The organism is Achromobacter aloeverae, from assembly GCF_004121055.1.
Lineage (GTDB): Bacteria > Pseudomonadota > Gammaproteobacteria > Burkholderiales > Burkholderiaceae_B > Bordetella_C > Bordetella_C aloeverae.
Genome location: NZ_PYAL01000006.1, coordinates 302,919 through 329,050, shown reverse-complemented (window position 1 = coordinate 329,050; position 26,132 = coordinate 302,919). Strand labels below are relative to the sequence as shown.

The window sequence follows — 26,132 nt, the reverse complement described above, 5'->3', positions numbered from 1 at the left end:
GCATGTCCCCCACCGCCCCCGTATCACAGCCATCCCCCCGCCCGCCGCTCTCGCGGCTCTGGCCTCGCACCCTGGTCGCGCGCCTCTTCCTGATTTTCGTCCTGGGGCTGGTGGTGGCCCATGCCTTGTCGTTCTCGCTGCTGTTCTACGAGCGCTACACCACCACCAGAATGATGATGCTGGGCGACCTGGAGCGCGATGTCGGCATCGCCATGGACATCCTGGACCGGCTGCCCCCGCAGGAACGCGCCGCCTGGTATCCCCGCCTGACGAACGGCAACAAGCAATACCTGCCCGGCCCGGCGACGGTGCGCCAGCCGCTTGAGTCGGCCGCGCAGCGCACCGCCGCCGCGGCCATCGAAGATGCGCTGGGAGGCCGGCGACCGCTGGCCATCCTGGCCGACGCGGACGATCCCCGCCACATCCAGGCGCAGGTCACGCTGGGCGACGGCAGCACCGCGGTGCTGGACATCCACCTGCAAATGCCTGCCCTGGCGCGGTGGCTGCCCGTCGTGCTGTGCCTGCAGTTGCTGCTGCTGGTGGGATGCGCGTGGCTGGCCGTGCGGCTGGCCGTCAGGCCGTTGACGCGCCTGGCCCAGGCCGCCGATGCCATGGACCCGAACCGCAAGCCGCCTCCCGTTCCGGAAGACGGCCCGCGCGAGGTCGCGCGCGCCGCGACGGCGTTCAACGCCATGCAACGCCGCATCGCGTCGCACATGGCCGAACGCATGCAGATGCTGGGGGCGATTTCCCATGATCTGCAGACCCCCATCACCCGCATGAAGCTGCGCGTGGAAAGCATGGACGAGAGCGCCGACCGCGACAAGCTGGAGCGCGATCTCGACGAGGTGGGGCGACTGGTCCGCGAAGGCATCGACTATGCGCGCAGCGCGCATGGCAGCCAGGAAAAGGAAGCCCGCACGGACCTGGGCGCCTTCGTCGAAAGCCTGGTGTACGACTACGAGGACACGGGGCGGAGGGTCACCCTGGCGGGGCAGGAGAGCCTGCCCTGGTCCACCCGTCCCCAGGCCTTGCGACGGGTGCTGAGCAACCTGATCGACAACGCCCTCAAGTTCTCGGGCGCCGCCGAAGTGGCAATGCGCCGCCATGGCGACGGCGCCGTCTCGATTTTCGTGCTGGACCGTGGCCCCGGCATTCCGCCCGGCGAACTGGACGCGGTCTGCGAGCCGTTCTATCGGGTGGAATCCTCGCGCAACCGCGCAACCGGCGGCACGGGCCTGGGGCTGGCCATCGCCAGGCAACTGGCCGCGGCGCTAGGCGCGGAATTGGTCCTGAGCAACCGTCCCGGCGGCGGCTTGTCCGCGGAACTCAGGTTGCCGTCCCAGTCTCCGCGACAGGCTGGACCTGGTTGATCTGGGCCGGCCAGGTGTTGATCGACAGCAGATGGCAGTAAACCAGCGGCAGCCAGCCGTTCGCGCGCCAGCGCAGGAAGGTCTCGTCGGGCAGCTTGTTGAACCTGGCCTCGTCCACGACCGTGAAGGAGAGCGTATTCGAGGTCATGATCACCGCGACGCCGCACGGCGCCGCGGCCGCGACTGCCTTACAACTTCACGACTTGCAGCACCGCGTCCGCGAACTCCCTCGGCGCCTCCTGCGGCAGGTTGTGGCCGATGCCGCCCCGGAGATCGCGGTGCTGGTATTTGCCGGTGAACTGCCGGGCGTAGGCCGCCGGCGCCGGATGGGCCGCGCCGTTGGCATCGCCCTCCATCGTGATGGCGGGAACCGTGATCTTCGGCGCCGCGGCCAGGCGGCGCTCGTAATCGTCGTACCTGGATTCGCCCTGCGCCAGGCCCAGGCGCCAGCGGTAGTTGTGGATCACCACCGCCACATGATCGGGATTGTCGAAGGACCGCGCGGACCGTTCGTACGTCGCATCGTCGAACGCCCATTTCGGCGAAGCCTGTCGCCAGATCAGCTTGTTGAAGTCGTGCACATTGGCCGCATAGCCCTGCGCGCCCCGCTCCGTGGCGAAATAGAACTGGTACCACCATTGCAGTTCGGCGGCCGGCGGCAAGGGCTTGGCATTGGCTTGCTGGCTGCCGATCAGATAACCGCTGACCGACACGAGGCCGCGGCAACGCTCCGGCCACAACGCGGCCAGGATATCGGCGGTGCGCGCGCCCCAGTCGAAGCCGGCGATCACCGCCTTCTCGATCTTCAAGGCATCCATCAGGGCGATGATGTCCAGGGCCACCGCGGCTTGCTGCCCATTGCGCGGGGTATCCGCCGAGAGGAAACGCGTCGAGCCATAACCCCGCAGGTAGGGCACGATCACGCGATAGCCGGCAGCCGCCAGCATGGGCGCGACGTCGGCGAAGCTGTGGATATCATAGGGCCAGCCGTGCAGCAGGATGGCAACGGGCGCCGTGTCCGGTTCCTTCCGTGGCTCCCTCTGTAGCACATTACCCGGGCCCACCTCCGCATAGCCGATATCCAACGTACCCGCTTCCACCTGGCGGATCGCGCCGAATGCGCTGGCCCCCCCTGCCCGCCCCGCTCCGGCATCCGTCCGCGGCGCGCCTTGCGCACGGGCGGCACCGGTCCGGCCCAGGCCCAGGTCCAGCAGTCCAAGGGCGGCCAGGGCCGAGGTCGAGCCCAATAGGCGACGGCGTTGGGAATTCGGAAGGTTCGACATGATGCATGCTCCAAATAGAGGTGGGTAAGGTGCGCGTGATCGCTGCGCCCGAGCCCGTCTGGAACCGATCGCGCCGACGGGCGCTCCGGCGTTGGAGACTTTTTAGCGAACCGTGACCAGCGTTTGGTTTTTCCTTGTGTCTGGCCCGGGGAGACATACAGTGCGATACAAAAACGCCGCGACCGGCCACGCTGTGGCGCGGGCTTTCCCTAGTAGGCGCATCGGCAGCTGTACGATTATCGTATTTTCAACGGCGACGGACGGCCGGCCCGCAAGGCGCCCCGCAGTCCGCGGCCACAGGCAGTTATGGACGCTCACGGACGTTTTTCGAAAACGAACCTGCTCATGCCGACATCGCCTTCCCTCCCGCTGCTGAAGAAGAATGCCGCCGCGCCCGCCCAGTCGGAGCCCAACCTGACGGACCGCATCGCGGAAATGCTGCTGGACGAAATCACCAGCGGCGACTATCTGGTCGGCGAAGTCCTGCCGCCGGAACAAGCCATCGCCACCCGCCTCGGCGTCTCGCGCACCGTGCTGCGCGAAGCGGTTTCCCGCCTGAAGGTGCACGGCGTCGTCCAGAGCAAGCAAGGACGCGGACTCACCGTCATGCAGACGACGCGGCCGTCGGTGCTGCGCATGCAGGCCGCCGACGTCGGCGATGCCGACCAGGTGCTGCGTATCGTGGAGTTGCGCCGCGGTTTCGAGATCGAGGCGGCCGCCCTGGCCGCGCAACGGCGCGATGACAACGACCTGGCCGCCATGCGCCAGGCCTTGCGCAAGATGAGCGACGCCATTGCCTCCGGCGACGTCGCCATCGGCGTGGACGCCGACATGGAATTCCACCGCTGCGTCGCTCGCGCGACTCGCAACGAGCACTACCTGAACTTCTTCGACTTCCTGGCGGTACTGCTCAAGAAGAACCTGCGCGTCTCGCGCTCCCGCTCGGCCAAGATCGCCGGCCGGGGCAGCCAGGCGCAAAAGGAACATGAAGCGCTTTTCACCGCCATAAATAAAGGCGATGCGGAGCTGGCCCGCCAAGAGGCTCGCACGCACGTTGACAACACCGAATCCAGATTGCGCACGGCGGCTGCCACGACCGACAAGGCATAAAGCGGCCGGCCGCGATTCCAAGGGGAATGGACGATGGGGCAAAAATCGATAGATGAACTGGTGCGGGCTGACGAAGGATTGGTCAGCCGATCCATTTTCGTCGACGACGAGATTTTCCAGCAGGAGCTACGGCAGATCTTCTCCCGCGCCTGGCTGTTCGTCGGGCATGAAAGCCTGGTGCCCAAGCCGGATGACTATTTCGTGTCGCGCATGGGCACGGAATCCGTCATCCTGACGCGCGATCGCCAGGGCCAGATCCAGGTCATGCTCAACAGCTGTACGCACCGCGGCATGAAGCTATGCCGCTACGACCACGGCAACAACCGTACCTTCACCTGTCCGTATCACGGCTGGAGTTTTTCCACTGACGGCAAGCTGGTGGAGCGTCCGGGTGAACTGGTGGGCGTGCCCGGCCATGCCACCCACTACAAGGGAGAGCTGGACAAGAAGCAGTGGGGCCTGAAGACCGTCGCCAAGGTCGTGAACTACAAGGGCGCCATCTGGGCAACCTGGGATCCCGGCGCGCCGCCCTTTCTCGACTACCTGGGCAATATGCGCCTGTACCTGGATGCCGCCCTGGATCACCGCGACGGTAGCCCCGGCGGCTCCGAGGTCATCGGCGGCGTGCAGAAGTGGCGCGTCAAGTGCAACTGGAAATTCGCGCCCGAGAATTTCATCGGCGATCTTTATCACGACATCAGCCACCGCTCTGTCGACATCGTCGGCATCGGGCCCGGCGGCGGCAAGGGACGGCGCGATCCGTCTGTCAGCCGCTCCGCGATCTGCTTCCCCGATCTTGGCCATGGCCTGCTGGGCCGCCTGCCCTATCATGAAGAAGGCCCTTATGCGCCGCAGTACGCCCGTTACCCGGAGGTCGAGGCTTACTACCGCGAGATCCACGAAAAGCGGACGAGAACGCTGGGTTCGGCCATGCGCGTGCAGACCAGCGTCGGAACCATCTTCCCCAATATGTCCTTCCACGGACGCCAGCCGCGCACACTGGCCGTATTCCATCCCATCAGCCCGACCGAAATGGAGATGTGGCGCATGTACCTGGTGGACAAGGACGCGCCGGACGCGGTCAAGGAGGCGGCGCGCCACTACTTCCTGCGCTACTCCGGGCCCGGCGGCATGACCGAGTCCGACGACATGGAGAACTGGACCGGCGCCACCGAGGCCAGCATGGGCACGATGTCGCGCGAGTTGTACTTCAATTACCAGATGGGCGTCGGCCATGCCCAGCCGGTGCCCGAGATCCCCGGCTGCGCCGTCAACGGCGAGTACACCGAGGAAAACGCCCGCGCCTTCTACCGCCGATGGGGTCAATTCATGAACGGCAGGGACTGGACGCAGTTGATGGCGCGCGCCGTGCGCATCGAGGAGCAAGCCGCATGAACGCGCCTACCGCAACCGAGGATGCCGTGCCCGTCGTGGCCTCCATGTCGGCCACGGATGCAAGCGTGGACGACATGGAGATCTGGTGGCAGGCGCAACGCTTCCTGCACTACGAAGCCGACCTGCTGGACCACCGCGAATTCGAGGCATGGCTGGAGCTGCTGGACGAAGATATCGCCTACCGCATGCCCCTGACCCGCAACGTGCGTCGCGACGCCACCAGCCAGGAGTACTCAGGCCCGCGCGACGTGGCTTGGTTCGACGAAGGCATCGAAACGCTGCGCCAACGGGTGGCCCAGCTCAAGACCGGCATCCACTGGGCGGAAGAACCCGCCTCGCGCGTTTCGCACCTGGTCACCAATATACGCGTGCTCGATGTCGCACCGGAGGCAGGCGGCGGCGAACGGATACGCGTGCGCTCGCGCTTCCTGATCTACCAGAACCGGCTGCAGGCCGAAGTCAATCTCTACGCCGGCAAGCGCGAGGATGTACTGCGGCGCCGCGATGGCCGCTGGACGCTGCTCTCCCGGGAAATCCACCTGGACCAGAACGTCCTGCTTTCCAAGGCGCTCACCATCTTCTTCTAGCACGAGGCCGCGGTGCGCCGGCCCGCGTGCCGGCACACGCCACCCTGTCCCTTCACGACGACCCGCCCCGGCGGCGGGTCTGGTTCGTCCGTACCTGGAGCCGCCAGCATGCAAAGACGTTCCTTATTGAAACTGCTCGCCGCCAGCGCCGTCCCGGCCCCGTTCACATGGATGCGGACCGTCCGTGCCGCGGAGTCCGGCTACGCCACCAAGCCGATACGCCTGGTGGTGCCCTATCCGCCGGGTGGCGTGACCGATGTGGCCGGCCGCCTCGCGAGCGATATTCTCTCCACGCGTTTCGGCCAGCCCGTGGTGGTGGAGAATCGGCCAGGCGCCAATGGCATGATAGGCAACCAGCACGTAGCGGCCGCGCCGCCCGATGGCTACACGCTCCTGCTCAACGGCCTGGGCGGCATGGTGCTTCCCATGGCCACGGTCACGGGCCTGCCGCTGGATACGTCGCGCGCATTCACCCCCATCGGCGAAATGGCCGAGTTCATCAACGTACTGATCGTACGGGCCGACTCGCCCTTGCGCACGGTCGACGACCTGATCGCGCTGGCGCGCTTGCGCAGCAAGGAGGGCCTGAGCTACGGCTCCAACGGCATCGGCACGTCGGTGCACCTGACCACGGCCTTCTTCGCGCAGCGCACGGGACTGCACCTGCTGCACGTTCCCTACAAGGGCAGCAACGAGATGCTGGTCGACGTGATCAACGGCAATCTCGACTTCAGCTTCAGCAACCTTCCCCCCGTGCAGGGACTGCTGCGCAAGGGCTCCCTGCGCGCCATCGCCGTGACCAGCAGCTATCGCAGCCAGCAATTGCCCGATGTGCCGACCATGGCGGAACAGGGGCTGGCCGATTTCAACGTCACCAGCTGGCTGGGCCTGTACGGCCCTGCCGGCATGGCGCCCGCACTGGTACAGACCCTTAGCGCCGCCTTGCAGGAAGGCATGGCCACGCCCAGGGCGCGCGAAACGCTCAGCGTGGCGGGCTTCGAGCCCAAGGGCTCCACCGCGGCGGCCTTCGCCGAACTGAATCGCACCGAGCTGGCGCGCTGGAAGCAGGTCGCCCAACGCGCCGACATCTCGCTGAAATTCGGAACCTGATCCCATGCCGACCGTTTCAACGCAACACGTACATACCGCCATCATCGGCGCCGGGCACGGGGGCGTGGAGTGCGCCTGGGCGCTGCGCGCTGCCGGCATCGAGGACGGCGTCATGCTGTTCGGCGCCGAACCCCATGCGCCGTACGAGCGCCCGCCGTTGTCCAAGTCCTTGCTGACCGGCGGCACCAGTGCCGACCGCATCGCCCTGCGAGCGGGCGACGCCTACGAAAAATCGCGTATCGACTTTGCGAGCGGCGACCCCGTCGTCCACCTCGATACGGCGCAACGCGTCTTGCACACCCGCGCCGGCCGCCGCGTGGGCTATCGGCATTGCGTGCTGGCCACCGGCGCGGGCGCGCGCGCCATCGCGGGACTGGACGGCGAACATGTCCACGCGGTGCGCGGCCTTGACGATGCCCACCGCCTGCGCGAGGCCATCCGCCCTGGGCGGCGGCTGCTGGTGGTGGGCGCGGGCTACCTGGGCCTGGAGGCCGCCTGCTCGGCGCGCAAGCTGGGCGCCGAAGTGCGCGTACTGGAACAGCAGCACGGCATCCTGCCAGGCAGGGTATCCGCGGCCACCGCCGAACGCATGAGCGCCCTGCATCGCGACGCCGGCATCGACATCCGCCATGGCGTCACCGTGGCCGCCTGGCGCCACGTAGCGGGCATCTGGCGCGCGAGCCTGGCCGATGGCGGCACGGAGGAGGCCGAACTGGTGCTGGTATCGATCGGCGCCGTCGCGGCGACCACGCTGGCGGAGGCTGCCGGGCTGGCTTGCCGCGACGGCGTGGTGGTCGATGCGCAATGCCGCGCCTCGGCTCCGGATGTCTATGCCATCGGCGATTGCGCCAGCGCCTACCGCGAGGAGCTGCAACGCCACGCCCGCATCGAAAGCGTGCAGAACGCCTTGATGCAGGCACGCATCGTGGCCGCCGTCATCGCCGGCACGGCCGTACCCGCTGCCAAGCCACCGACATTCTGGTCCGAACAGCATGGCCGGCGCCTGCAGATGGCCGGGCTGGTCAACCCCGCCCTGCCTTGCCGCGACATCCTGCACACGACCGCCAGGGGGTGGCTGGTCGAACGCTACCAGCAAGACCGCCTGGCAGCGGTGGAGGCGGTCGACAGCCCGGTCGAATTCATCAAGGGCGTGCCACGCATCGGCACGCCGCAAGCCTACGCCTGAGCACGAGAGGAAGCATCATGCCTGTAGCCGTATTCGAATTGCCCGATGGCGCCGAGCAGACGCTCGATGTCCCCGAAGACTGGTCCCTGATGGAAGCCGCCCGCCGCGACGGCCTGCAGGGCATCGTCGCCGAGTGCGGCGGCGGCGCCATCTGCGGCACCTGCCACGTACAGGTCGGGGCCGAATGGTACGCGCGCCTGGAAGCGCCGGGAATTGCCGAGGAAGCCTTGCTGGAAGTCGTGCCGGAACGCTGTCCCACGAGCCGCCTGTCCTGCCAGGTCATCATGACCCAGGGGCTGGACGGCATCCGCGTGCGCGTCCCGGCTACCCAGCTGGAACTGTAGCCGGGCCGACCGGGAAAGGGATATAGCAAGGAACAACGCATGGCCGACAACAAAACCCTCAATCTCGTCGAACTGCAAGCCGGCATGCGCGTGCGCATGAACGACGGCGCGCTCGCCGAGATCGTCGAGAATCCGCGGGACGGCTTCTGGCTGATCGTGCGCTACATCGACCACCCGACCGACCCTTCCCTCATCGATGCCGGCGAGCAACAGGTCTTCGCCACCGACGTCGCCACCCTCGAAACTTGAACCCTTGGAATCCCCATGAGCCAGAAACCCAAAGTCATCGTCTCCGTGCCGCTGCCGCCCGACCTGCGTGAACGCCTGGCCGCCGCCTGCGACCTGGTCGACGTCCCGATGGGCCAGTCCCCCGCGGACGCCGTTCCCGCCGACGTGCGGGCCCAGGTCAGCGGCATGGTCTGCACCATGAAGACCAGGATCGACCAGGCCTTGCTCGACGCGCTGCCGGCGCTGAAGGTCAGCTCCAACTTCGCGGTCGGCTTCGACAACGTCGACGTCGCCGCCGCCACCTCCCGCGGGGTGCTGATCTGCAATACGCCCGGCGTGCTGGACGGCGCCGTGGCCGACGTCACCATCGGCCTGATGCTGTGCCTGGCCCGCAACCTCGTGGCAGGCGATGCCTTCGTGCGCAGCGGCGCCTGGGCCCAGGGCCCGTTCCCGCTTACGCGCGACATCCGCGGCAAGACGCTGGGCTTGCTGGGCATGGGCCGCATCGGCCGGGTGGTGGCGCGCACCGCACGGGCCTTCGACATGCCGGTGATCTACCACAACCGGCGCGAGGATCCGGAAGCCGGGGGCCTGGCAACGTTCGTGGAACGCGACGAACTGTTCAAGTCGGCGGACGTCCTCAGCATCCACATTCCGCTCTCGGCGCAGACCCGTCACTCCGTGGGCAAGCGAGAACTATCGTTGATGAAACCCACCGCCTACCTGATCAACACCGCGCGCGGCCCGGTGGTGGACGAGGCCGCCCTGGTGGACGCCTTGCGCGCAGGAACCATCGCCGGCGCCGGCCTGGACGTGATGGAGCAGGAGCCGCTACCGGCGACCCATCCCCTGTGCGGACTGCCCAACGTGGTGCTGCAGGCCCACGTCGGCAGTGCCACGCATGAAACGCGGCGCGCCATGATAGACCTGGCCGTGGCCAATCTGCTCGATGCGCTGGGCGGCAGGCAGCCCGCGGCCATGGTCAATCCGGAGACCTGGAAGGCCGCGGCCTGACGTCCCCCGGCTACCCCTTCGCGCCGCCGTACTCCACGACAATCCCGGCCTGCCTCGCCACGTCGCCCCAGCGCTTGAGCTCCGCCGCCGAAAACGCCTGGAATTCGGCGGCGTTGCGCAGCTTGGGTTCGAAACCGGCGCCGATGATGCGCTTCTGGTATTCGGGCGTCGCAAGGCCCGTGACAATGGCGGAGGAAAGCTGGTCGATGATGGCGGGCTCGACCTTGGACGGGGCGTAGATACCCAGCCAACTGGTCACGTCGAAGTCCTTGACGCCCTGCTCCTGCATCGTGGGCACTCCCGGCAGCTGCCGGGCCCGGTAGGAACTGGTGACCGCCAGCGCCTTCAGGTGCCGCCCCTCGACCATGGGCAGCGTGGGAGGCAGGTTCATGAAACAGAAATCGAGGTCGCTGTTGGCCGTGCCGACCAGCACCTCGGTCGCCCCTTTATAGGGCACGTGGTCGAATTTCATGCCGACGCGCAAGGCGAAGAGTTCAGCGGTCATCTGCGAGGAGCTGCCCACCCCATTGCTGCCATACAGGGGTTTGCGCTTGCTGGCGCGCAGGTACTCGATCAGTTCCGGCACGGAATTGGCCGGATGGTCCACGCGCACCACCAATGCATTGACGAACTCCGCGACTTGGGCGACAGGCCGCAGCGCCGCCGGGATATCCAGCGGCAGGCCGCGCAGGGTCACTGGCGGCAGCACGTTATTACCCAGGCCGCCCGTCGCCAGCGTATAACCGTCGGGCCGGGAGGACGCGGCGGCCTGCATGCCGATCACGCCTCCCGCGCCGGCGCGGTTCTCCACCACGACGCCCTGGCCGTACTTGACGTTGAGCAGATCGCCGACCAGGCGTCCCGCCAGGTCCGTGGCGCTGCCCGGCGTCGCCGATACTATGATTTTTATCGGCCGGGCGGGATAGGCGCCGCCTTCCCCCCAGGTCCTGGCTGCCTGGCCCATCCCGGCTATCAGCGCCATTATTTTCAATGCGCTTCGACGCTCCATTGCTTTCCCCTTGCACTAGTTGGCCTGCTACACGTTGCGCTCCAAAAGTCGTGACCCGGCATCTCGCGGCATACCGGACTTTGTACGATAAACATATTTGTCACAACGTAGCGCCAAATCGGGCAAGGGGCAGCTATGGCTTACCCTAGCCAGCGCAACACCAGCGGGTCCAGGCGCCGCGCCGTCTCCAGCAGGCCGGCGCGCACCTCCGGGCGCATGGCCGGGAAAGGATGGCGCGGCGCCTCGCAGGCGATGATGCCGCCGGCCTTCATCAGCGCCTTGGCGGTAAGGATGCCGCCCTGCCGGTTCTCGTAGTTGATCAGCGGCAGCCAGCGCTCGTACAGCCGGCAGGCCTCGTCCCGCCGGCCCGCGCGGTGCGCCTCGATGATGGGACGGATGCCGTCGGCGTAGCCGCCGCCTGTCATGGCGCCGGTGGCGCCGGCATCCAGGTCCGGCAGCAAGGTAATGGCTTCCTCGCCGTCCCACGGTCCCTCGATGGCCTCGCCGCCCAGGGCGATCAGGTCGCGCAGCTTCGTGGCCGCGCCCGCGGTCTCGATCTTGAAATACGACACCTGGGCGATGTCGCGCGCCATGCGCGCCAGCAGCGGCGCGGACAGCGGGGTGCCGCTGACCGGCGCGTCCTGGATCATGATGGGAATGTCGATCGCGTCGGAGATGCGCTGGTAGAAACCCACGACCTGGTCCTCCGGCGCCCGTATGGTCGCGCCGTGGTACGGCGGCATGATCATCACCATGGCCGCGCCCATCTCCTGCGCGCGCCGGCTGCGCTCGGCGCAGACGCGGGTGCTGAAATGCGTGGTCGTCACGATCACGGGCACGCGCCCGGCCACGTGTTCGAGTATGGTGCGCGACAGCACCTCCCGCTCGTCGTCGGCGAGGACGAATTGTTCCGAGAAATTGGCCAGGATGCACAGGCCGTCCACCCCCGAGTCGATCATGAAGTCGACCGCCCGCTTCTGGCTGGCGAGGTCCAGGTCGCCGATTTCGGTGAAGGTCGTGGGCACGACCGGAAAAATGCCGCGATAGCGCGGCGTTCGCGTCGTCGTCATGGGGCTTGCTCCCTGTTTGCTGGATGTTCGATCGAGGGTTATTCGATGATGTTGAAGTCGCCCAGATAGTCCGTCTTCAACGTCAGCCCCAGCCCCGGCTTGTTGTCGTCCAGGTCGAGAAAGCCGTCCTTTGCCACCGGTTCGCCGTCGAAGATGTAGTAGAACAGCTCGTTGCCCACCTCCACGTCGAACATGGGGAAATACTCGCTCATGGGCGAGGCCAGCGTGCTCATGGTCAGATGGTAGTTGTGCATCTGGCCGGCATGGGGAATGACCGGCACGCTATAGGCCTCGCACAGCGCGTTGATCTTGTGCGCCGCGGTAATGCCGCCCACGCGGTTGGTGTCGTACTGCACCACCGACACGGCCCTGCGGTCCAGCAATTGCTTGAAGCCGTGCAGCGAAAACTCATGTTCGCCGCCGGAGATGGGAATCGACGTCAGCCGGTTCAGTTCGGCATAGCCATCGATGTCGTCGGCGATCACGGGCTCTTCCAGCCAGCGGGGCTGGAATTTCTCCAGCTTGGGCAGGATGCGCCTGGCATACTCCAGGTTCCAGCCCATATAGCACTCCAGCATCAGGTCGTTGTCGTAGCCGATGACTTCCCGCACCGCTTCCACCGACTTCAGGTTTTCCACCACGCCCTTCTGCAAATGCGCGGGGCCATAGCCGAAACGCATCTTGAAGGCCTTGAAGCCCTGGTCCAGGTAGGTCTGCGCCTCCTCCTGCATGGCGCGCAGGTCCGTGCGATAGAGCTTGGAGTAGTAGCAAGGTATCTTCTCCTTGGTGCGGCCGCCCAGCAGCTTGAAAACCGGCTTGCCCACGGACTTTCCGAGGATGTCCCAGATGGCGAGGTCGACGCCGGAAATGGCGGCCATGGTCACGCCCTTGCGTCCCCACGCGAGCGTGGCGCGGTACATGCGCTGCCACAGGTATTCGTAGTCCCAGGGATCCTGCCCGGTCACCAGGGGCGCGAGATACTGGTCGATGATGGTCTTGGCCACGCGCGGCGCCAGCGCCACATTGCCCAGGCCGACGATGCCGTCGTCCGTTTCCACCTCCACCACGGTCCAGCCATGGAAGCGGAAAGTGCTCATGGTTTCCTGCGGCGAGTACAGCAGGTCCATGGCGTTGGAGCAGAAATTGCCTTGCGGCGGCACGGTCTTGCCGGTCCATTCATAAACGCGGGCGCGGACGGATTTGATCTTCATGGGCGGAGTTCCAGCGTGGAGGCCTCGGGGGACAAGAAAAGGGGCAAAAAAGGGGCGAAAAGGAAAGCGCGGGGAGACGGGCAAGGCCGGGACATGCGCGGCGCTCAGCCCTCCGCGCGATGGGCCAGGCCCATGCGGCAAGCGATCCATAGCGCCTGCGCCATGGCGTCGACATTGGCCTTGCCCTGGCCGGCGATGTCATAGGCCGTGCCATGGGCCGGCGTGGTGATGGGAATGGGCAGGCCGCCCTGCACCGTGACGCCGCGCGAGAAACCCAGCAGCTTGAGCGCGATCTGGCCCTGGTCGTGATACAGGGTGACGATGGCGTCGAATTCGCCGGCCTGCGCCTTCAGGAAGATGGTGTCGGCAGGAAACGGCCCTTGCACGGGCAGCCCCTCGGCATTGAGCGCGCGCACCGCCGGCTCGATGATGTCCACTTCCTCGCGGCCGCAGGTGCCGCCGTCGCCGCCATGCGGATTGAACGCGGCGACGGCCACGCGCGGCCGCGCGACGCCGTTGGCCACCAGGGAGCGGTATATCAGCCGCGCGGCGTCCTTGATGCCGTCCACGCTCAGCGCGGCGGCCGCGTCCTTGAGCGGGATGTGGGACGATACCCGCGAAGTCCACAGCGTTCCCAGCGTATTGAACTCGCAGAAGTAGCCGGTCACGCCCAGGTACTGGGCAAAGTGATGCAGTTCGTCGCCATGCCGCAGGCCGCCCAGCTTCATGGCGTGCTTGTTCAGGGGCGCGAAGCAGATCGCGTCCGCCATCCCCGCCAACGCGGCGTCCATGCAGGCGTCCAGCACGCGCAGCACGGAAGCGCCTCCCGGCGCCCCGGCCTGCCCCACGGTCACTTCATCTTCCCGCACCGTCTCCATGGCCAGCAGGGCGGGCAAGTGCGTATCGACGCGGTCGCGCACGGCCCCGAAGCCTGGCACGGCGCGGGTGGCCACCGTCACGCCGGCCACGCGCTGCCCCGCCTGCCACAGCCAGGGGTCGCCGACCAGGACGATATTGGCGCGGGCGCAGGCTTGCGGCAGGGCCAGCAGCCGGGCGATGAGCTCGGGGCCGACGCCCGCGGGGTCGCCCAGCGTCAGCGCGACAACAGGCTTGCGTTGCCCGGGCCTGTTTTGCAGGGTTTCTTGTTGCATGGGATCTTGTTGCATGGGCGCTTGCCGGGTCTGCATGGGTCATTCCACGGAGATATGGTTCTTCTTGATGATGGCGGCGTAGCGCTGGTTCTCCGCCTGCTGAAACTGGATGAACTGCGCCTGCGTCATCGGGGTGATATCGGCGCCTATGGCTTCCAGGCGCTTGCGCGTTTCAGGCATGGCCAGCACCTCGTTGACGGCGTCGTGCAGGCGCCGCTGGATGGCCGGGGGCGTGGTGCCCGGCATGTAGATGCCATACCAGGCGCTCATCTCCAGGCCCGGCACGCCGGCCTCGGCCATGGTCGGCACATCGGGGATCTGCGGATTGCGGCGGGCGCTCAACACCGCCAGCGCGCGCAGCTTGCCGCTCTTGATGTGTGGGATCACGGACGACGCGGTCTCGAACGTCATCTGCACCTGCCCTCCCATCAGGTCGACGATGGCCGGGCCGCTGCCGCGATAGGGAACATGGGTCATCGAAACGCCGGTGGCGTCCTTGAACAGCTCGGCGGCGATGTGCTGCGTACTGCCCGCCCCGCTGCTCGCGTAGTTCAACTCGCCCGGCTTGCGCTTGAGCAATGCGATGAGGTCCTGCACGGACTTGACCGGCAGGTCGTTGTTGACCACCAGCACATTGGGCACCGCGCCGACGAACGCCACCGGCACCAGGTCGCGGTCGTTGTCGTACCCCAGCTTGAGCAGGTGCGGCGCGATGGCGTGCGCGGTGGAGACGCCCATCACCAGGGTATGGCCGTCCGTGGACTTGGCGGTCAGGTCGGCGGCCAGGGTGTTCGACGCCCCCGGCTTGTTCTCCACCACCACGCTTTGCTTGAGCAAGGGACCCAGCTTGTCGGCCACGGCACGCGCCATGGCGTCGGTGCCGCCGCCGGGGGCCGACCCCACCAGCAGGCGCAGGGGCTTGGTCGGCCAATTCAAGGCCGGGCCCTGGGCCGGCCCCTGGGTCTGGCCCTGTGCCTGGACCTGGGCCTGCGCCGCCAGGCAGAACGCCACCGCGCCCAGCGCGGCCAGCAGACGAGTTTTCATGGATGGTCTCCTCGTTCCGATGGGCGTCCGCGCCATGACGCGGACGCCTGTTTTTGTGCGCCCATCTTAAGAAGCTTCGCTGTTTCCGTAAAATGAAACTTTCGAACCAACCGTTCACCACAGGCGATCAATCATGGAACGTCTCGCCCACATGCCCGGATTGCTGACGCGGCTGCGCATGCGACAGATCGTGCTGCTGCTCACCATCGAGGAACGCGGCACCCTGCGCGCGGCCGCCGCGCAGTTGAACATGACCCAATCGGCCGCCAGCAAGATGCTGCACGAGCTGGAACTGGCGATCGGCCAGCCGCTGTTCGAACGGGTGGGCCGGGGCCTGGTGCTGGCGGCCGCCGGCGAATGCGTGATGGGGTATTTCCGCGGCATGCGCGGCACGGTCTCCTCGCTCGGACGCGAACTGGAGGAGCTGCGCCTGGGCAGCGCGGGCAAGCTGTTCATCGGCAGCATCATGGCCGCGTCTCCCGGCCACCTCACCGACGCCCTGCTACGGCTGAAGCAGACCTACCCGCTGCTGGCCGTGGAGATATCCACCGGCACCAGCGACCTGCTGATCAAGCAGTTGGACGAGGGGCGGCTGGACGTGGTGATCGGCCGCATGGTGACGCTATCCCAGCGCGACTATGTATTCCGTCCCATCGGCGAGGAGGCCTTGTCCGTCATCGCGGCCGTCGACCATCCGCTGGTCCGCCGCAAGCGCGCCACCTTCGAAGCCATGCAGGCCTACCCCTGGATCCTGCAGCCGCATGGCAGCCCCATGCGCGATGTCATGGAACAGGAATTCCGCGCCCACGGCCACGAGACGCCCAAGGGGCTGATCGAATCGGCGTCCATCCTGACCACCACCAACCTGGTGATGAAGTCCGCCATGCTGGGCGTGATTCCGGAATCGGTGGCGAGCCGCTATGCGCGACACGGCCTGCTGGCCATCCTGCCCTACACGATAGACAATGCGCTCACCGCGTTCGGCAGCATCGTGCCGCGCAATCGGCCGCTCAGCGCCGCGGCGGGCCATTTCGTGCACTTGTTGCACGAAACGACGCCGGACGCCGTCGCCGCGGCGAGCCCCGCGCGGGGCGGCCGCGAAAAAAACCAAGAGAAGGCCAGCCGGGAGAAAATCAGCCGCGGTGGGTCTCGGCCATCTTCGCCAGCGCCACGGTCAACGCGGCGCCGCCCAGCGTCTTGATGAGGCTGGCGTGTTCGGCATAGAACGCGCTCATGTGCTCGATGATGTCCGGATTCTGCTGCTCGGCATGGCTGGCGATCTGCGCCACTTGATCGGGCGTGACGGTGGACGCCTGTTCAGGCGTGAGGGTCGGCTTGCCACCGTCCCGCGGCGCCGCCTGGCCAAGAAGGGAAGCCAGCCCGCTGCCGGCGGCGCCGCTCATGAGCGAGGCCAGCACCGCGGGCCCCATGCCGCTCAACAGCTGGTTGAGCATGCCGGCCTGCTGGTTCGGATTGGCCTGGCCGAACATCTGCGCCGCGGCTTGCGCGAACGGCGGCGTCTGGTCGGACCGCAGCATCGCGGCCAGGCCCTGGCTCAAGAGATCGGACGGCGCGTTCTGGGCCGCCTGGTCGAAATGGTCGGACACGTCGCCGGCCGGGGGCGCGGCGTTGGCGTTATTGCCGTTGGCCGCATTGACGAACTGGGAAAGCAGGTTGCCGAGATCGAAACCCATGATGGGCCTCCTGGTCCAACGACCACGACGTCCGCGTAGCGCGGTTGTCGCAAGAGGGCAGCCGCACGGGAATGCGGCCGCCGTCGAAGATGCGCCGCAAGATGCGGCGCGGGATGCACTGCCTGGACGCTCAGTTCTTCAGGTCGTCCGGCACCTTGCCGCCGTTTTCGGCCAGCTTGGTCATCACGGCCTTATGCAGCCAGATATTCATGGCCGCCGAATCGTCCGTGTTGCCCGTGTAGCCCAGCTCGCCCGCCAGGGTCTTGCGTGCCGCGAGGCTGCTGTCCAGGCCCAGCAGCTTCATCAGGTCGACGATGGACGTCTTCCAATTGAGCGTTTGCCCGCTGCTGGCCTGCTTGGCGGCGAGGATGGCCTCCACATCGACGGGAGGCAGGCTGGCGCCGGCCGGCGCGGCCGCGGGCGCCGACGCGCCGCCGCTTGCCGCCGGGGCTTCCGTATTGGCCGGATGATCCGACGGGAAGATCTTCGCGAGTATCGTGGAAAAAATGCCCATGAGCTTGCTCCTCCATACGTTGAACGGTACGGCGAATGGTAGCCGCGCCACGGGGCAAGATCCCGCACAAATGCACATGGTTACGATTATTGGATACCGCCGGCAAGCGCGGTCTGGCCCGGGCGACATGTTTACAATGCCAGCGGGCGTCCGGCCGGTCCATGCTTCGGACGGATTAGCCCCATCCTGGCCACCGATTTCCCACCATGACCACTACCTCCGACCAACGCCGTGCCGTCCATCCCGGACTGGGTATCGCTGTCTTCGTCCTGCTCGCCGTCGCGGGCCTGTTCTATGTGAAATGGTCGCCCTATTACCAGCGCGCCTTCGTGGCGGCGGAGAACCACTCCATCGGCGCGTCCATCCTGATGGGCGCCGACGCCGCGCCGCCGGCGCCGTCGCTGGCGGCCGCCCTGAACTATGCCCTGGCCTATGGCAAGGCCATCTGGCAAGCCATGGTGCTGGGCCTCTTGCTGGGTTCGGCCGTGCAGGCGCTGCTGCCGCGCCGCTGGATCGTACGGGCCCTGGGCGGCACGGGGCTGGGCAGCGTCGTCGCCGGCGGCCTGCTGTCCCTGCCCGGCATGATGTGCACCTGTTGCGCCGCGCCGGTGGTGGCCGGCTTGCGGCGCTGCCAGGCCGCGCCCGGCAGCGCTGTCGCCTTCTGGCTGGGCAATACCATGCTCAATCCCGCCACGCTGGTCTTCATGGGCTTCGTCCTGGGCTGGAAATGGACCGGACTGCGCCTGGCGCTGGGCATCGTCATGGTGTTCGGCCTGGGCTGGCTGATCAATCGCATGAGCCGCGGCGAAACGCGCGGCTTCGACGAGGCACAGGCCCGGGCCATGCAGGCGGGCGCCGCTGACGGCAACGGCGGCGAAGACGGTATGCATCCCTTCGCGCGCTGGCTGCGCCTGTTCGTGCGCATGGCGCTGCGTTTGATTCCCGAATACATCGTCCTGGTCCTGCTGCTGGGCGCGGCCCGCGCCTGGCTCTTTCCCCACGTCGATGCCGGCATCGGCAACGAGCTGCCGTGGATCGTCGGCCTGGCGGTGGCGGGACTGCTATTCGTCATTCCCACTGCCGGCGAGGTGCCCATCGTGCAGGCCATGCTCTCGCTGGGCATCGCCGCCGGCCCCGCCGCCGCGCTGCTCATGACGCTGCCGCCGGTCAGCCTGCCCTCCCTGGCCATGGTCGCCCGCTCTTTCCGGGCCGCCGAACTCGCCACCCTGGTCGCGGGCGTGCTGGTCATTGCACTGGCCGCCGCGGGGCTGGCCATCGCGTTGGGATTCTGACGATGACGGTTACCGTCCAGCGCCGCAGCGGCACCACCGTCGACCAGTTGTTCGACCGGCTGCGCCAGGCGGTCCAGGAGGGACGCTACGCGCCGGGCCAGCGCCTCATCGAGGCCGATCTCACGCGCGAATATGGCGTCAGCCGCGGCCCCGTCCGCGAGGCCCTGAGGCGATTGGCCACCGAGGGCGTGGTCGACTTCGTGCCGAACCGGGGCGCGCTGGTGAAGCGCTTCACCTCGCGCGAAATCCTCAACGTCTTCCGTATCCGGCAGTCGCTGGAAGGGCTGGCGGCCAGCCTGGCCGCGGAACACTTCCGCGCCGACGTTCATCTTGACGAAGCGGCCACCCTGCGCAGGATCGCGGCGGGCAAGCAGGATACGCAACGCCCCTTCTCCGAAGAGAACCGCGAGTTCCACAACGCGATCCTCAGGCTCAGCGACAACCCGCAGCTGGAGACCTTGATCCAGCAGCTCCTGCTGCCGCTGGTGCGCTACCAGATCCGCGGATCACTGGACGCGGCTTACCTCAAGCGCTCGCGCCGCGAGCACATGGCCATCGCCAAGGCCATCCTGGCCAATGACCCCAAGGCCGCCGGCAAGCACATGCACACCCACCTCGGCCACGCCGCTGACCGCCTGTTGGGCTTCGCCGACCTCTTCCCCAACGGCTGATTCCACCGTGTCCGACCCGCACGCTACCCGGCGCCCGGCCGGGGGCATGCGTACCCACACCCGTTCGCGACCCGGCGCGATGGCTGCAGGGGCATTTTTCTATAGCAAAATTGGTAAAATTCTCTCTATTACTGTAGGACACTTTTAAGGGGGTTTTTTGGAAGAACATCCATTAATCCTCCAGGAAAGTCGTCCAGGCGCCATGGATGGCCCTTGTTTGTCTAGCTATTTTGTCCTACACTTTTTCAATACAATTCCAAGGACGAGACAAGCAATGACTACGCCGCCCCCCTGCCGGCGAACGGCACGCAGCCGCTACGCGGCCGCCCTCTTCTCCCTCGCCGCCCTGTGCTTCGGCGCCGTCGTTCACGCGCAAGACGCCTATCCGAGCCATCCCATACGCATCGTGGTGGGCTATCCCCCCGGCCAGACCGTGGACGTGACGGCGCGCGCCTATGCCGCCTCGATGGCGAAGACCCTGAAGCAATCCGTCTACGTCGACAACAAGCCCGGCGCCAACGGCATCCTGGGCGCGCAGACCGTCGCCCAGGCCGCGCCCGACGGCTATACGGTACTTTTCGGCACCTCGGGCCAGTTGGCCATCAATCCCGCCGTCTACCGCAAGCTCAGCTACGACCCCGTCCACGGCATGACGCCGCTGGGCCTGGGCGCCCTGGGCCGCCTCTACCTGGTCGTGCCCGTCGACTCGCCCTACCGGACGCTGGGCCAGTTGTTCGACGACATCCGGGCCCACCCCGGAAAACTGAGCTACGGTTCCGGCGGTATCGGCATCACGGCGCACCTGGCCATGGAAATGCTCAAGCACGAAGCCGCGCTGGACATCGTCCATGTGCCTTACAAGGGGTCGCCCGCCGCGCTCAACGACCTGCTGGGCGGACGCGTCCAGGTCATGATGGACGCGGGCAATCTGCTGCTGCCCCAGATCCGCAACGGCAAGCTGCGCGCACTGGCGGTATCCAGCGGCAAGCGCTACACGGAACTTCCCGACGTGCCCACGCTCGCCGAAGCCGCCGTGCCGGGCTTCGAGGTCGGCTCCTGGAGCGCCGTCATGGGCCCGCCGGGCATGCCGCCGGAGATCGTCCGCAAGATCGACGATGCCCTGGTCCAGGCCGCGCAAGACCCGGACGTCATTCGCATCGTGCGCGCCGCCGGCAGCGAACCCACGCCCATGGCGTCCGCGGATTTCGCGCGCTTCCTGCAAGCCGAGACGCAACGCTGGGCGCGGGCGGTGCGGGACGCGGGGATCAGCGAGCAATGAATTCCCGATTGACCACCGCAGGAGTATCCAGCATGAACCAAGCCAGCCGCCTACGCGCCATGATCCGCGCGGACGGCATGATCGTCGCGCCCGGGGCTTTCGACGGCATCACCGCGCGCCTGACCGAACAGGCGGGCTTCCAGGCCGTCTACATGACCGGCGCGGGCACGTCGGCGTCCAAGGGCTATCCCGATTTCGGCCTGCTGACCATGAGCGAGATGGCCGACAACGCCGGCCTCATCGCCCGCGCCGCGCGCATTCCCGTCATCGCCGACGCCGATACCGGCTATGGCAACGAGCTCAATGTCACGCGCACCGTCCAGGAATACGAAATGCGCGGGGTCGCCGCCCTGCACATCGAAGACCAGGTGTCGCCCAAGCGCTGCGGGCACCTGGACGGCAAGGAGCTCGTGTCGCGCGAGGACTATCTGGCCAAGATACGCGCGGCGGTGGCCGCGCGGCGCAACCCGGACTTCACCATCATCGCCCGCACCGATGCGCGCGCCGTGGCAAGCCTGGACGAAGCGTTGTGGCGCGCCAACGCGGCCCTTGCGGCAGGCGCCGACATGGCGTTCGTGGAAGCCGCGCAGACCCTGGAGGAAATCGCCCTTGTTCCCAAGGCGGTGCGGGGTCCCTGCCTGTTCAACCTGGTCAAGGGCGGCAAGTCGCCGGACGTCACCCTCGAACAGCTGCGCGGCTTCGGCTACAAGCTGACCATCCTCCCCAGCCTGCTGCTGGTGGCGGTGGTGCAGGCGTGCGACCAGGCGCTGGGCGACCTCCAGCGTACCGGCGTGGCGCCCAGCGCCGAGTCCGGTCCGAAGTTGCAGGAACGCTCGCGGCGCTTCGGCGCCGACGAATGGAACGCCCTGCGCACACGCTTTCGCGAGCCGCCGGAGGCCGCCGCGAATCTCGATACGGAGCACGCCGGACATGAGCGCGAAAACACTGTTCGATAAGGTCTGGGACCAGCATGTCGTCAAGGTGCTGGACGGCGGCTGGGTGCTGCTGCACATCGACCGGGTCCTGTTGCACGACCTGTCCGGCACCGCCAGCCTGAATGCGCTGCGTGGGCGCGCGCTGCCCGTCGCCCAGCCCACGCTGGCCTTCGCCACGCCGGACCACGCGGTGTCGTCGGCGCCGGGACGCGGCCCGCACAGCTATCCGCCCGGCGGCCGCCTGTGGAACGACCTGCGCGCGCGCTGCGACGAGGCCGGTATCCGCTTCTTCGACATCGGGCAGCCCGGCCATGGGATCGTCCATGTCATGGGACCGGAGCTGGGTCTCATCCAGCCCGGCCTGACGGCGATATGCGGCGACAGCCACACCTGCACCAACGGCGCGCTGGGCGCGCTGGCTTTCGGCGTCGGCACCTCCGAACTCGCGCACGCGCTGGCCACGCAGACACTGCGCCTGCGCAAGCCCAGGACCATGCGCCTGCGCCTGGTCGGCACGCGCGCCGAAGGCGTGACGGCCAAGGACGTCATCCTGCACGCCATCGGCGTGCTCGGCACGGGCGCGGGCACGGGATACGCCATCGAATATGCCGGCCCGATCATCGAGGAAATGGAGATGGAGGAGCGCATGACGGTATGCAATCTTTCCATCGAAATGGGCGCGCGCATCGGCATGATCGCGCCGGACAGCCGCTGCCTGGACTTCCTGCGCGGCCGGCCCCATGCCCCCTCGCCCCTGCAATGGCCCGCCGCCGCCCAGGCCTGGCTGGCGCTGCGCGGCGACGCCGACGCGGTCTTCGACCGTGACGAGACCCTGGATATCACCGCCCTCTCGCCCACCATTACCTGGGGCACCAGTCCGGAACACGTCATGCCCATCGACGGGCGGATCCCGGACCCCGGCGACTGCGCCGATGCCGACGACCGCCTCGCCCGGCAACGCGCACTGGCCTACATGGGCCTGGCCGCGGGCGCGCCCATCGCCGGCCAGCGCATCGACCGGGCCTTCATAGGGTCCTGCGCCAACGGCCGCCTCTCCGACCTGGAAGCCGCCGCACGCGTGGTGCGCGGCAAGCACGTGGCGGCCCATGTGCAAGCCTGGGTCGTTCCGGGTTCCGAAGCGGTCAAGCGCGCGGCCGAGGCGCAAGGACTGGACCAGGTCTTCCGCGCCGCCGGCTTCGAATGGCGCGAGCCGGGCTGCAGCATGTGCGTCGCCGCCAATGGCGAAATCGCCGCGCCGGAAGAGCGGGTCGTCTCCACCACCAACCGCAATTTCGTCGGCCGGCAGGGTCCACGGGTACGTACCCACCTGGCCAGCCCCGCCACGGTCGCCGCCTCGGCGCTGGCGGGCGTCATCACCGCCGCCGGGAGACTTTGAATGCAACCCTACTCCACCGTCGAAGGACGCGCCGCCGCGCTCATGCGCGACAACGTCGACACCGACGTCATCATCCGCATCGAGCGCCTGAGCACCTTGTCCCGGGACGCCTTGGGCGACGTGGTCTTCGAATCGCTGCAAGGCACGCCCGACTATCCGTTCACGGCCGGCGATCCCAGCCCCATCCTGTTGGCGGGCCGCAATTTCGGCTGCGGCTCGTCGCGCGAGGGCGCGGTCTGGGCCTTGTCCGCGCGTGGCGTGCGCTGTGTCATCGCTCCCGGGTTTGGCGACATCTTCTTCAACAACTGCTTCCAGAACGGCCTGCTGCCCATCGTGCTGCCGGAGGAGCAGGTCCACCGCCTGGCCGCGCAGGCCGGACCGGGCTTCCGGGTCGACCTGCAAGCGCAGCGCATTACCACGCCCGACGGGGCATCCGTCGCATTCACCGTCGATCCGCTGCGGCGGGCGGCGCTGCTCGAAGGACTGGACGACATCCAGCAGACCTTGCTCCGCGCGGCGGATATCCGGCAATGGCAGGCCCGGGACCAGGCCGATCATCCCTGGCGCTGGCCGGACGAGGAAATCGGCGTGCCGTGCACGCTGATGCGAGGCGGCACCAGCAAGGGGGCATTCTTCAACGCCGAGGACCTGCCGCCGGCCGGCCCCCGGCGGGACGCACTGCTCAAGGCCGTCATGGGCAGCGATGACCTGCTGCAGATCGACGGCCTGGGCGGCTCGCGCCTGGTGACGGCCAAGCTGGCCATCGTCGGCAAGAGCAGCCGGCCCGACGCCGATGTCGACTACACCTACGGCATCGTGCCGCCGGGCCGGGGCATCGTCGTCTACACGAGCAACTGCGGCAATATCTCGGCGGCCGTCGGCCCCTATGCCATCGCGGCGGGCCTGGTGCCGGCGGGCGACGGCGTCACGGAAGTCCGCATCCACAACACCAATACCCGCAAGATCCTGATCGCCCATGTGCCCACGCGCAACGGCCGCGTCCGCGTGGAAGGCGATTTCGCCATCCCGGGGGTCCCGGGCCAGGGCGCCGAGATCTTCATGGACTATCGCGCCACCACGGGCGCCAAGACGGGCCGCGTGTTGCCCACCGGCAAGCCGGTCGATGAATTCCAGCTGGAGGACGGGCGCCGCCTGGCCGCGACGCTGGGAGACGTCGCGAATCCCTGTGTCTTCCTGCGCGCGGCCGACCTGGGCCTGGACGGCAGCGAGCTTCCCGACGCCATCAATGCCAATGACGCACTGCTGGACACGCTGCGCGAACTGCGCGGCAAGGCGGCGCAGCGCATCGGGCTCTGCGCGGACTGGCACAAGGCCGAGTCGGACTCCCCTGCCTTGCCGCTCGTCGTCATCGTCGCGCCCCCCGCGGGTTACGCCGACAGCGAGGGCCGCGACGTGCCGCGCGACGCCATGGACCTGCGCGCGCGCCTGATCTTCTACAACAAGTGCCATGAGAGCATGGCCGGCACCGGTTCCATGTGCACGGCGGCCATGTCGGCGATTGCCGGCACGCTGGTGCACGAAGCGGCGGGCGGCGGCGACAGGCATCGCCTGCGCATCGGCCATCCGCTGGGCGTCATGGAGGTGGTCGTGCGCCTGGCGCAAGACGGCCAGGGCGCCGGCGCCGAACAACCCCGCTACGAACGCCTCGGTTTCGGCCGAACCGCGCGCCGCCTGATCGCCGGCACCGCCTACGTGCGCCGGGAGGCCCTATGAGCGGGCCGGGCCGCCCCAAGCGCGAATCCTCCCTCGGGGAGGAAGTCGCGCAGCGACAGGCGGGTCATTCAACCAGCGCGACGGCCATCCTTGCCGGCTATGCCGTCCGCCCGCCGCTGGCGCTCACGGCGGCCCAGGCCGAATGCTGCGCCCGTTCGCTGGCCGACACCGTGGCCGTGTGCCTGGCGGGCCGCGCCGAGCCGGCCACCACCGCGGCGCACCGTTACCTGGAGGAAGCCGGCCTACTCACGCTGGACGGCGCAACGGCCTCGTCCACGCTGTGGGGCGCGCCCTATCGCGCCGCGCCGGAGATCGCGGCCTGGGCCAACGGCCTGGCCGGCCATGTCCTCGACTATGACGACGTGACCGTGCCCATGCGCGGCCATCCCAGCGTCGTCCTGTGGCCCGCCATCCTGGCCCTGGGCGAGGCGCGCGACCTGACCGGCCGGCAAGCCTGCTCGGCCTTCGCCATCGGCATGCAGGCCATTTGCCAACTCTCGCGGGCTTTCGCCTCCCGTCAATACGAGCATGGCTGGCACACCACCGCCAGCATAGGCATCCTCGGGGCGACGATCGCCTGCGCGCACCTGCTGGGGCTGGACGAGGCGCGCACCCGCCATGCCCTGGGCCTGGCCCTGGCCCAGGCCGCCGGCGCGCGCGCCAATGTCGGCAGCCAGGCCAAGGCGTTCCAGGCGGGCCAGGCGGGCGCCGCCGGCTTGCGGGCCGCCTGCCTGGCGGCGGCGGGGCTCGAAGCCGGCACGCATGCCCTGGAGCATCCGCAAGGCTATTTGAAACTCTACGCCGGCACGCCGGACGCCGCGCTCGAACCCTGGTCAGATGACGCGCTGGAACTCGAACGCAGCGGCCTGGACGTCAAGCAGTACCCGATGTGCTACGCCACGCACCGGGCGCTGGACGCCGTGCTGGCCCTGCGCGAAGCGCACGGCGTGGTCGCCGACGACGTCGTGGCCATCCATGTCGAGACCAGCCATGCCGCCCTGCTGCCCTTGATCCACCCCCGCCCCGCCACCGGCCTGCAAGGCAAGTTCAGCCTGCCCTATGCCATGGCGGCGGCGATCCTGGATGGTCATGTGCGGCTATCCAGCTTCACCGACGAGGCCGTGCAACGCCCCGCCGTCCAGCGCCTGCAGGCCTTGGTTACATCCGAGGAAACAGCGGGCCCGATCAACCCGCGCTGGGCCCGCGTCACGCTGGACTTGCGCGACGGCCGCCGGTTGACGCGGCAAGTGCGGACCCTCAACGGCTCGCACGAACAGCCGTTGAGCGAACAGGCCCTGTGCGCCAAGCTCGACGATTGTCTCGCGTGGGGCGGCTTCGGCGCCGGGGGCGAAGCCTTGCTGGAGCGCTGCCGTGACCTGCCGGCGCAGGGCTGCCGCGACTTCATGCGGGCGCTCGATGCGGGCCTGCGGCGGTAGCCGCGCCGGCCATCGATGCCGGACATCGACGCCAATGGCCGACGCCAACGCCCGTCGCCAACGATC

At 67.8% G+C, this 26,132-nt stretch carries 26 protein-coding genes; 17 read left to right on the top strand and 9 right to left on the bottom strand.

Translation table 11 applies throughout. From position 1 onward, the window contains the following. The first annotated feature begins 2 nt into the window (after nt 1-2). The gene (locus tag C7R54_RS20720; RefSeq protein WP_129152316.1) at nt 3-1,373 is read left to right on the top strand and encodes an ATP-binding protein; all 1,371 of its coding nucleotides are present in this window, start codon (nt 3-5) and stop codon (nt 1,371-1,373) included. Here C7R54_RS20720 and C7R54_RS20715 read toward each other — a convergent pair. Together C7R54_RS20715 and C7R54_RS20710 are read right to left on the bottom strand one after the other, a co-directional pair. After that, entirely contained in the window at nt 1,330-1,521 is a 192-nt protein-coding gene (locus C7R54_RS20715) for a SapC family protein (protein WP_240039631.1), read from the bottom strand. The two genes, C7R54_RS20720 and C7R54_RS20715, sit on opposite strands and share 44 nt — an antisense overlap. A gap of 40 nt (nt 1,522-1,561) precedes the next feature. Next, entirely contained in the window at nt 1,562-2,656 is a 1,095-nt protein-coding gene (locus C7R54_RS20710) for an alpha/beta fold hydrolase (protein ID WP_129152315.1), read from the bottom strand. A gap of 345 nt (nt 2,657-3,001) precedes the next feature. Here C7R54_RS20710 and C7R54_RS20705 point away from each other — a divergent pair, with 345 nt between their 5' ends. The 8 genes from C7R54_RS20705 (at nt 3,002) to C7R54_RS20670 (ending at nt 9,630) form a co-directional block, all read left to right on the top strand. Further along, on the top strand, nt 3,002-3,766 hold the full coding sequence (locus C7R54_RS20705; protein WP_129152314.1) for a FadR/GntR family transcriptional regulator: 765 nt from the start codon (nt 3,002-3,004) through the stop codon (nt 3,764-3,766). Nucleotides 3,767-3,799: 33 nt separating this feature from the next. Beyond that, nucleotides 3,800-5,161: an aromatic ring-hydroxylating oxygenase subunit alpha gene (locus tag C7R54_RS20700; RefSeq protein WP_192903711.1), complete on the top strand. Its 1,362-nt coding sequence runs from the start codon at nt 3,800-3,802 to the stop codon at nt 5,159-5,161. After that, nucleotides 5,158-5,748 (top strand): 3-phenylpropionate/cinnamic acid dioxygenase subunit beta, encoded by a 591-nt coding sequence (locus C7R54_RS20695; RefSeq protein ID WP_240039630.1) that lies wholly within the window; start codon nt 5,158-5,160, stop codon nt 5,746-5,748. Before C7R54_RS20700 ends, C7R54_RS20695 begins: the two co-directional genes overlap by 4 nt. Nucleotides 5,749-5,856: 108 nt before the next feature. Next, entirely contained in the window at nt 5,857-6,858 is a 1,002-nt protein-coding gene (locus C7R54_RS20690) for a Bug family tripartite tricarboxylate transporter substrate binding protein (protein ID WP_129152313.1), read from the top strand. 4 nt (nt 6,859-6,862) lie between these two features. Continuing rightward, nucleotides 6,863-8,044, top strand: a complete 1,182-nt coding sequence (locus tag C7R54_RS20685; protein ID WP_129152312.1) for an FAD-dependent oxidoreductase — start codon at nt 6,863-6,865, stop codon at nt 8,042-8,044. Between the two features lie 17 nt (nt 8,045-8,061). Next, nucleotides 8,062-8,388 carry a 2Fe-2S iron-sulfur cluster-binding protein gene (locus C7R54_RS20680; protein WP_129152311.1) on the top strand — a complete coding sequence of 109 codons (327 nt, stop codon included), beginning with the start codon at nt 8,062-8,064 and terminating at the stop codon, nt 8,386-8,388. Nucleotides 8,389-8,427: 39 nt separating this feature from the next. Beyond that, a complete protein-coding gene (locus tag C7R54_RS20675; RefSeq protein WP_129152310.1) occupies nt 8,428-8,637 on the top strand; it encodes a hypothetical protein in 210 nt (69 codons plus the stop codon). Nucleotides 8,638-8,652: 15 nt separating this feature from the next. Beyond that, complete coding sequence (locus C7R54_RS20670; protein ID WP_129152309.1) at nt 8,653-9,630, top strand: 2-hydroxyacid dehydrogenase; 978 nt, start codon at nt 8,653-8,655, stop codon at nt 9,628-9,630. 10 nt (nt 9,631-9,640) lie between these two features. Here C7R54_RS20670 and C7R54_RS20665 read toward each other — a convergent pair whose 3' ends face one another. The 5 genes from C7R54_RS20665 to C7R54_RS20645 all read right to left on the bottom strand — a co-directional run bounded on the left by C7R54_RS20665 (nt 9,641) and on the right by C7R54_RS20645 (nt 15,115). Then, nucleotides 9,641-10,639 carry a Bug family tripartite tricarboxylate transporter substrate binding protein gene (locus tag C7R54_RS20665; protein WP_129152308.1) on the bottom strand — a complete coding sequence of 333 codons (999 nt, stop codon included), beginning with the start codon at nt 10,637-10,639 and terminating at the stop codon, nt 9,641-9,643. 140 nt (nt 10,640-10,779) lie between these two features. After that, a complete protein-coding gene (locus C7R54_RS20660) occupies nt 10,780-11,709 on the bottom strand; it encodes a dihydrodipicolinate synthase family protein (RefSeq protein WP_129152307.1) in 930 nt (309 codons plus the stop codon). A gap of 38 nt (nt 11,710-11,747) precedes the next feature. After that, nucleotides 11,748-12,920, bottom strand: coding sequence for an L-rhamnonate dehydratase (locus tag C7R54_RS20655; RefSeq protein ID WP_129152306.1), 1,173 nt, complete (start codon nt 12,918-12,920; stop codon nt 11,748-11,750). A 104-nt stretch (nt 12,921-13,024) separates the two neighbouring features. Continuing rightward, nucleotides 13,025-14,071 carry a 4-hydroxythreonine-4-phosphate dehydrogenase PdxA gene (locus C7R54_RS20650; protein WP_129152305.1) on the bottom strand — a complete coding sequence of 349 codons (1,047 nt, stop codon included), beginning with the start codon at nt 14,069-14,071 and terminating at the stop codon, nt 13,025-13,027. Between the two features lie 39 nt (nt 14,072-14,110). After that, nucleotides 14,111-15,115 carry a Bug family tripartite tricarboxylate transporter substrate binding protein gene (locus tag C7R54_RS20645; protein ID WP_129152304.1) on the bottom strand — a complete coding sequence of 335 codons (1,005 nt, stop codon included), beginning with the start codon at nt 15,113-15,115 and terminating at the stop codon, nt 14,111-14,113. A gap of 133 nt (nt 15,116-15,248) precedes the next feature. Between C7R54_RS20645 and C7R54_RS20640 the strand changes: the two genes are divergently transcribed. After that, complete coding sequence (locus C7R54_RS20640; protein WP_129152303.1) at nt 15,249-16,316, top strand: LysR family transcriptional regulator; 1,068 nt, start codon at nt 15,249-15,251, stop codon at nt 16,314-16,316. On the opposite strand, the gene C7R54_RS20635 is transcribed toward C7R54_RS20640, so the two are convergent. Beyond that, a complete protein-coding gene (locus C7R54_RS20635) occupies nt 16,249-16,809 on the bottom strand; it encodes a hypothetical protein (protein WP_240039629.1) in 561 nt (186 codons plus the stop codon). The two genes, C7R54_RS20640 and C7R54_RS20635, sit on opposite strands and share 68 nt — an antisense overlap. 130 nt (nt 16,810-16,939) lie before the next feature. Next, nucleotides 16,940-17,323, bottom strand: coding sequence for a DUF3597 domain-containing protein (locus C7R54_RS20630; RefSeq protein WP_129152302.1), 384 nt, complete (start codon nt 17,321-17,323; stop codon nt 16,940-16,942). Between the two features lie 206 nt (nt 17,324-17,529). Between C7R54_RS20630 and C7R54_RS20625 the strand changes: the two genes are divergently transcribed. From C7R54_RS20625 to C7R54_RS20595, 7 genes are all read left to right on the top strand, one after another. Next, on the top strand, nt 17,530-18,615 hold the full coding sequence (locus C7R54_RS20625; RefSeq protein WP_129152301.1) for a permease: 1,086 nt from the start codon (nt 17,530-17,532) through the stop codon (nt 18,613-18,615). A gap of 2 nt (nt 18,616-18,617) precedes the next feature. Further along, a complete protein-coding gene (locus C7R54_RS20620) occupies nt 18,618-19,286 on the top strand; it encodes a GntR family transcriptional regulator (protein ID WP_129152300.1) in 669 nt (222 codons plus the stop codon). Nucleotides 19,287-19,560: 274 nt separating this feature from the next. Beyond that, nucleotides 19,561-20,565: a Bug family tripartite tricarboxylate transporter substrate binding protein gene (locus C7R54_RS20615; protein ID WP_158021253.1), complete on the top strand. Its 1,005-nt coding sequence runs from the start codon at nt 19,561-19,563 to the stop codon at nt 20,563-20,565. A gap of 32 nt (nt 20,566-20,597) precedes the next feature. Further along, nucleotides 20,598-21,521, top strand: a complete 924-nt coding sequence (locus C7R54_RS20610) for an isocitrate lyase/PEP mutase family protein (protein WP_129152298.1) — start codon at nt 20,598-20,600, stop codon at nt 21,519-21,521. After that, nucleotides 21,496-22,896, top strand: a complete 1,401-nt coding sequence (locus C7R54_RS20605; RefSeq protein ID WP_129152297.1) for a 3-isopropylmalate dehydratase large subunit — start codon at nt 21,496-21,498, stop codon at nt 22,894-22,896. The genes C7R54_RS20610 and C7R54_RS20605 overlap by 26 nt, the downstream gene beginning before the upstream one ends. After that, nucleotides 22,897-24,630: a 3-isopropylmalate dehydratase small subunit gene (leuD, locus tag C7R54_RS20600; protein ID WP_129152296.1), complete on the top strand. Its 1,734-nt coding sequence runs from the start codon at nt 22,897-22,899 to the stop codon at nt 24,628-24,630. Next, nucleotides 24,627-26,066, top strand: coding sequence for an MmgE/PrpD family protein (locus C7R54_RS20595; protein ID WP_129152295.1), 1,440 nt, complete (start codon nt 24,627-24,629; stop codon nt 26,064-26,066). The genes leuD and C7R54_RS20595 overlap by 4 nt, the downstream gene beginning before the upstream one ends. Nucleotides 26,067-26,132 lie beyond the last annotated feature (66 nt).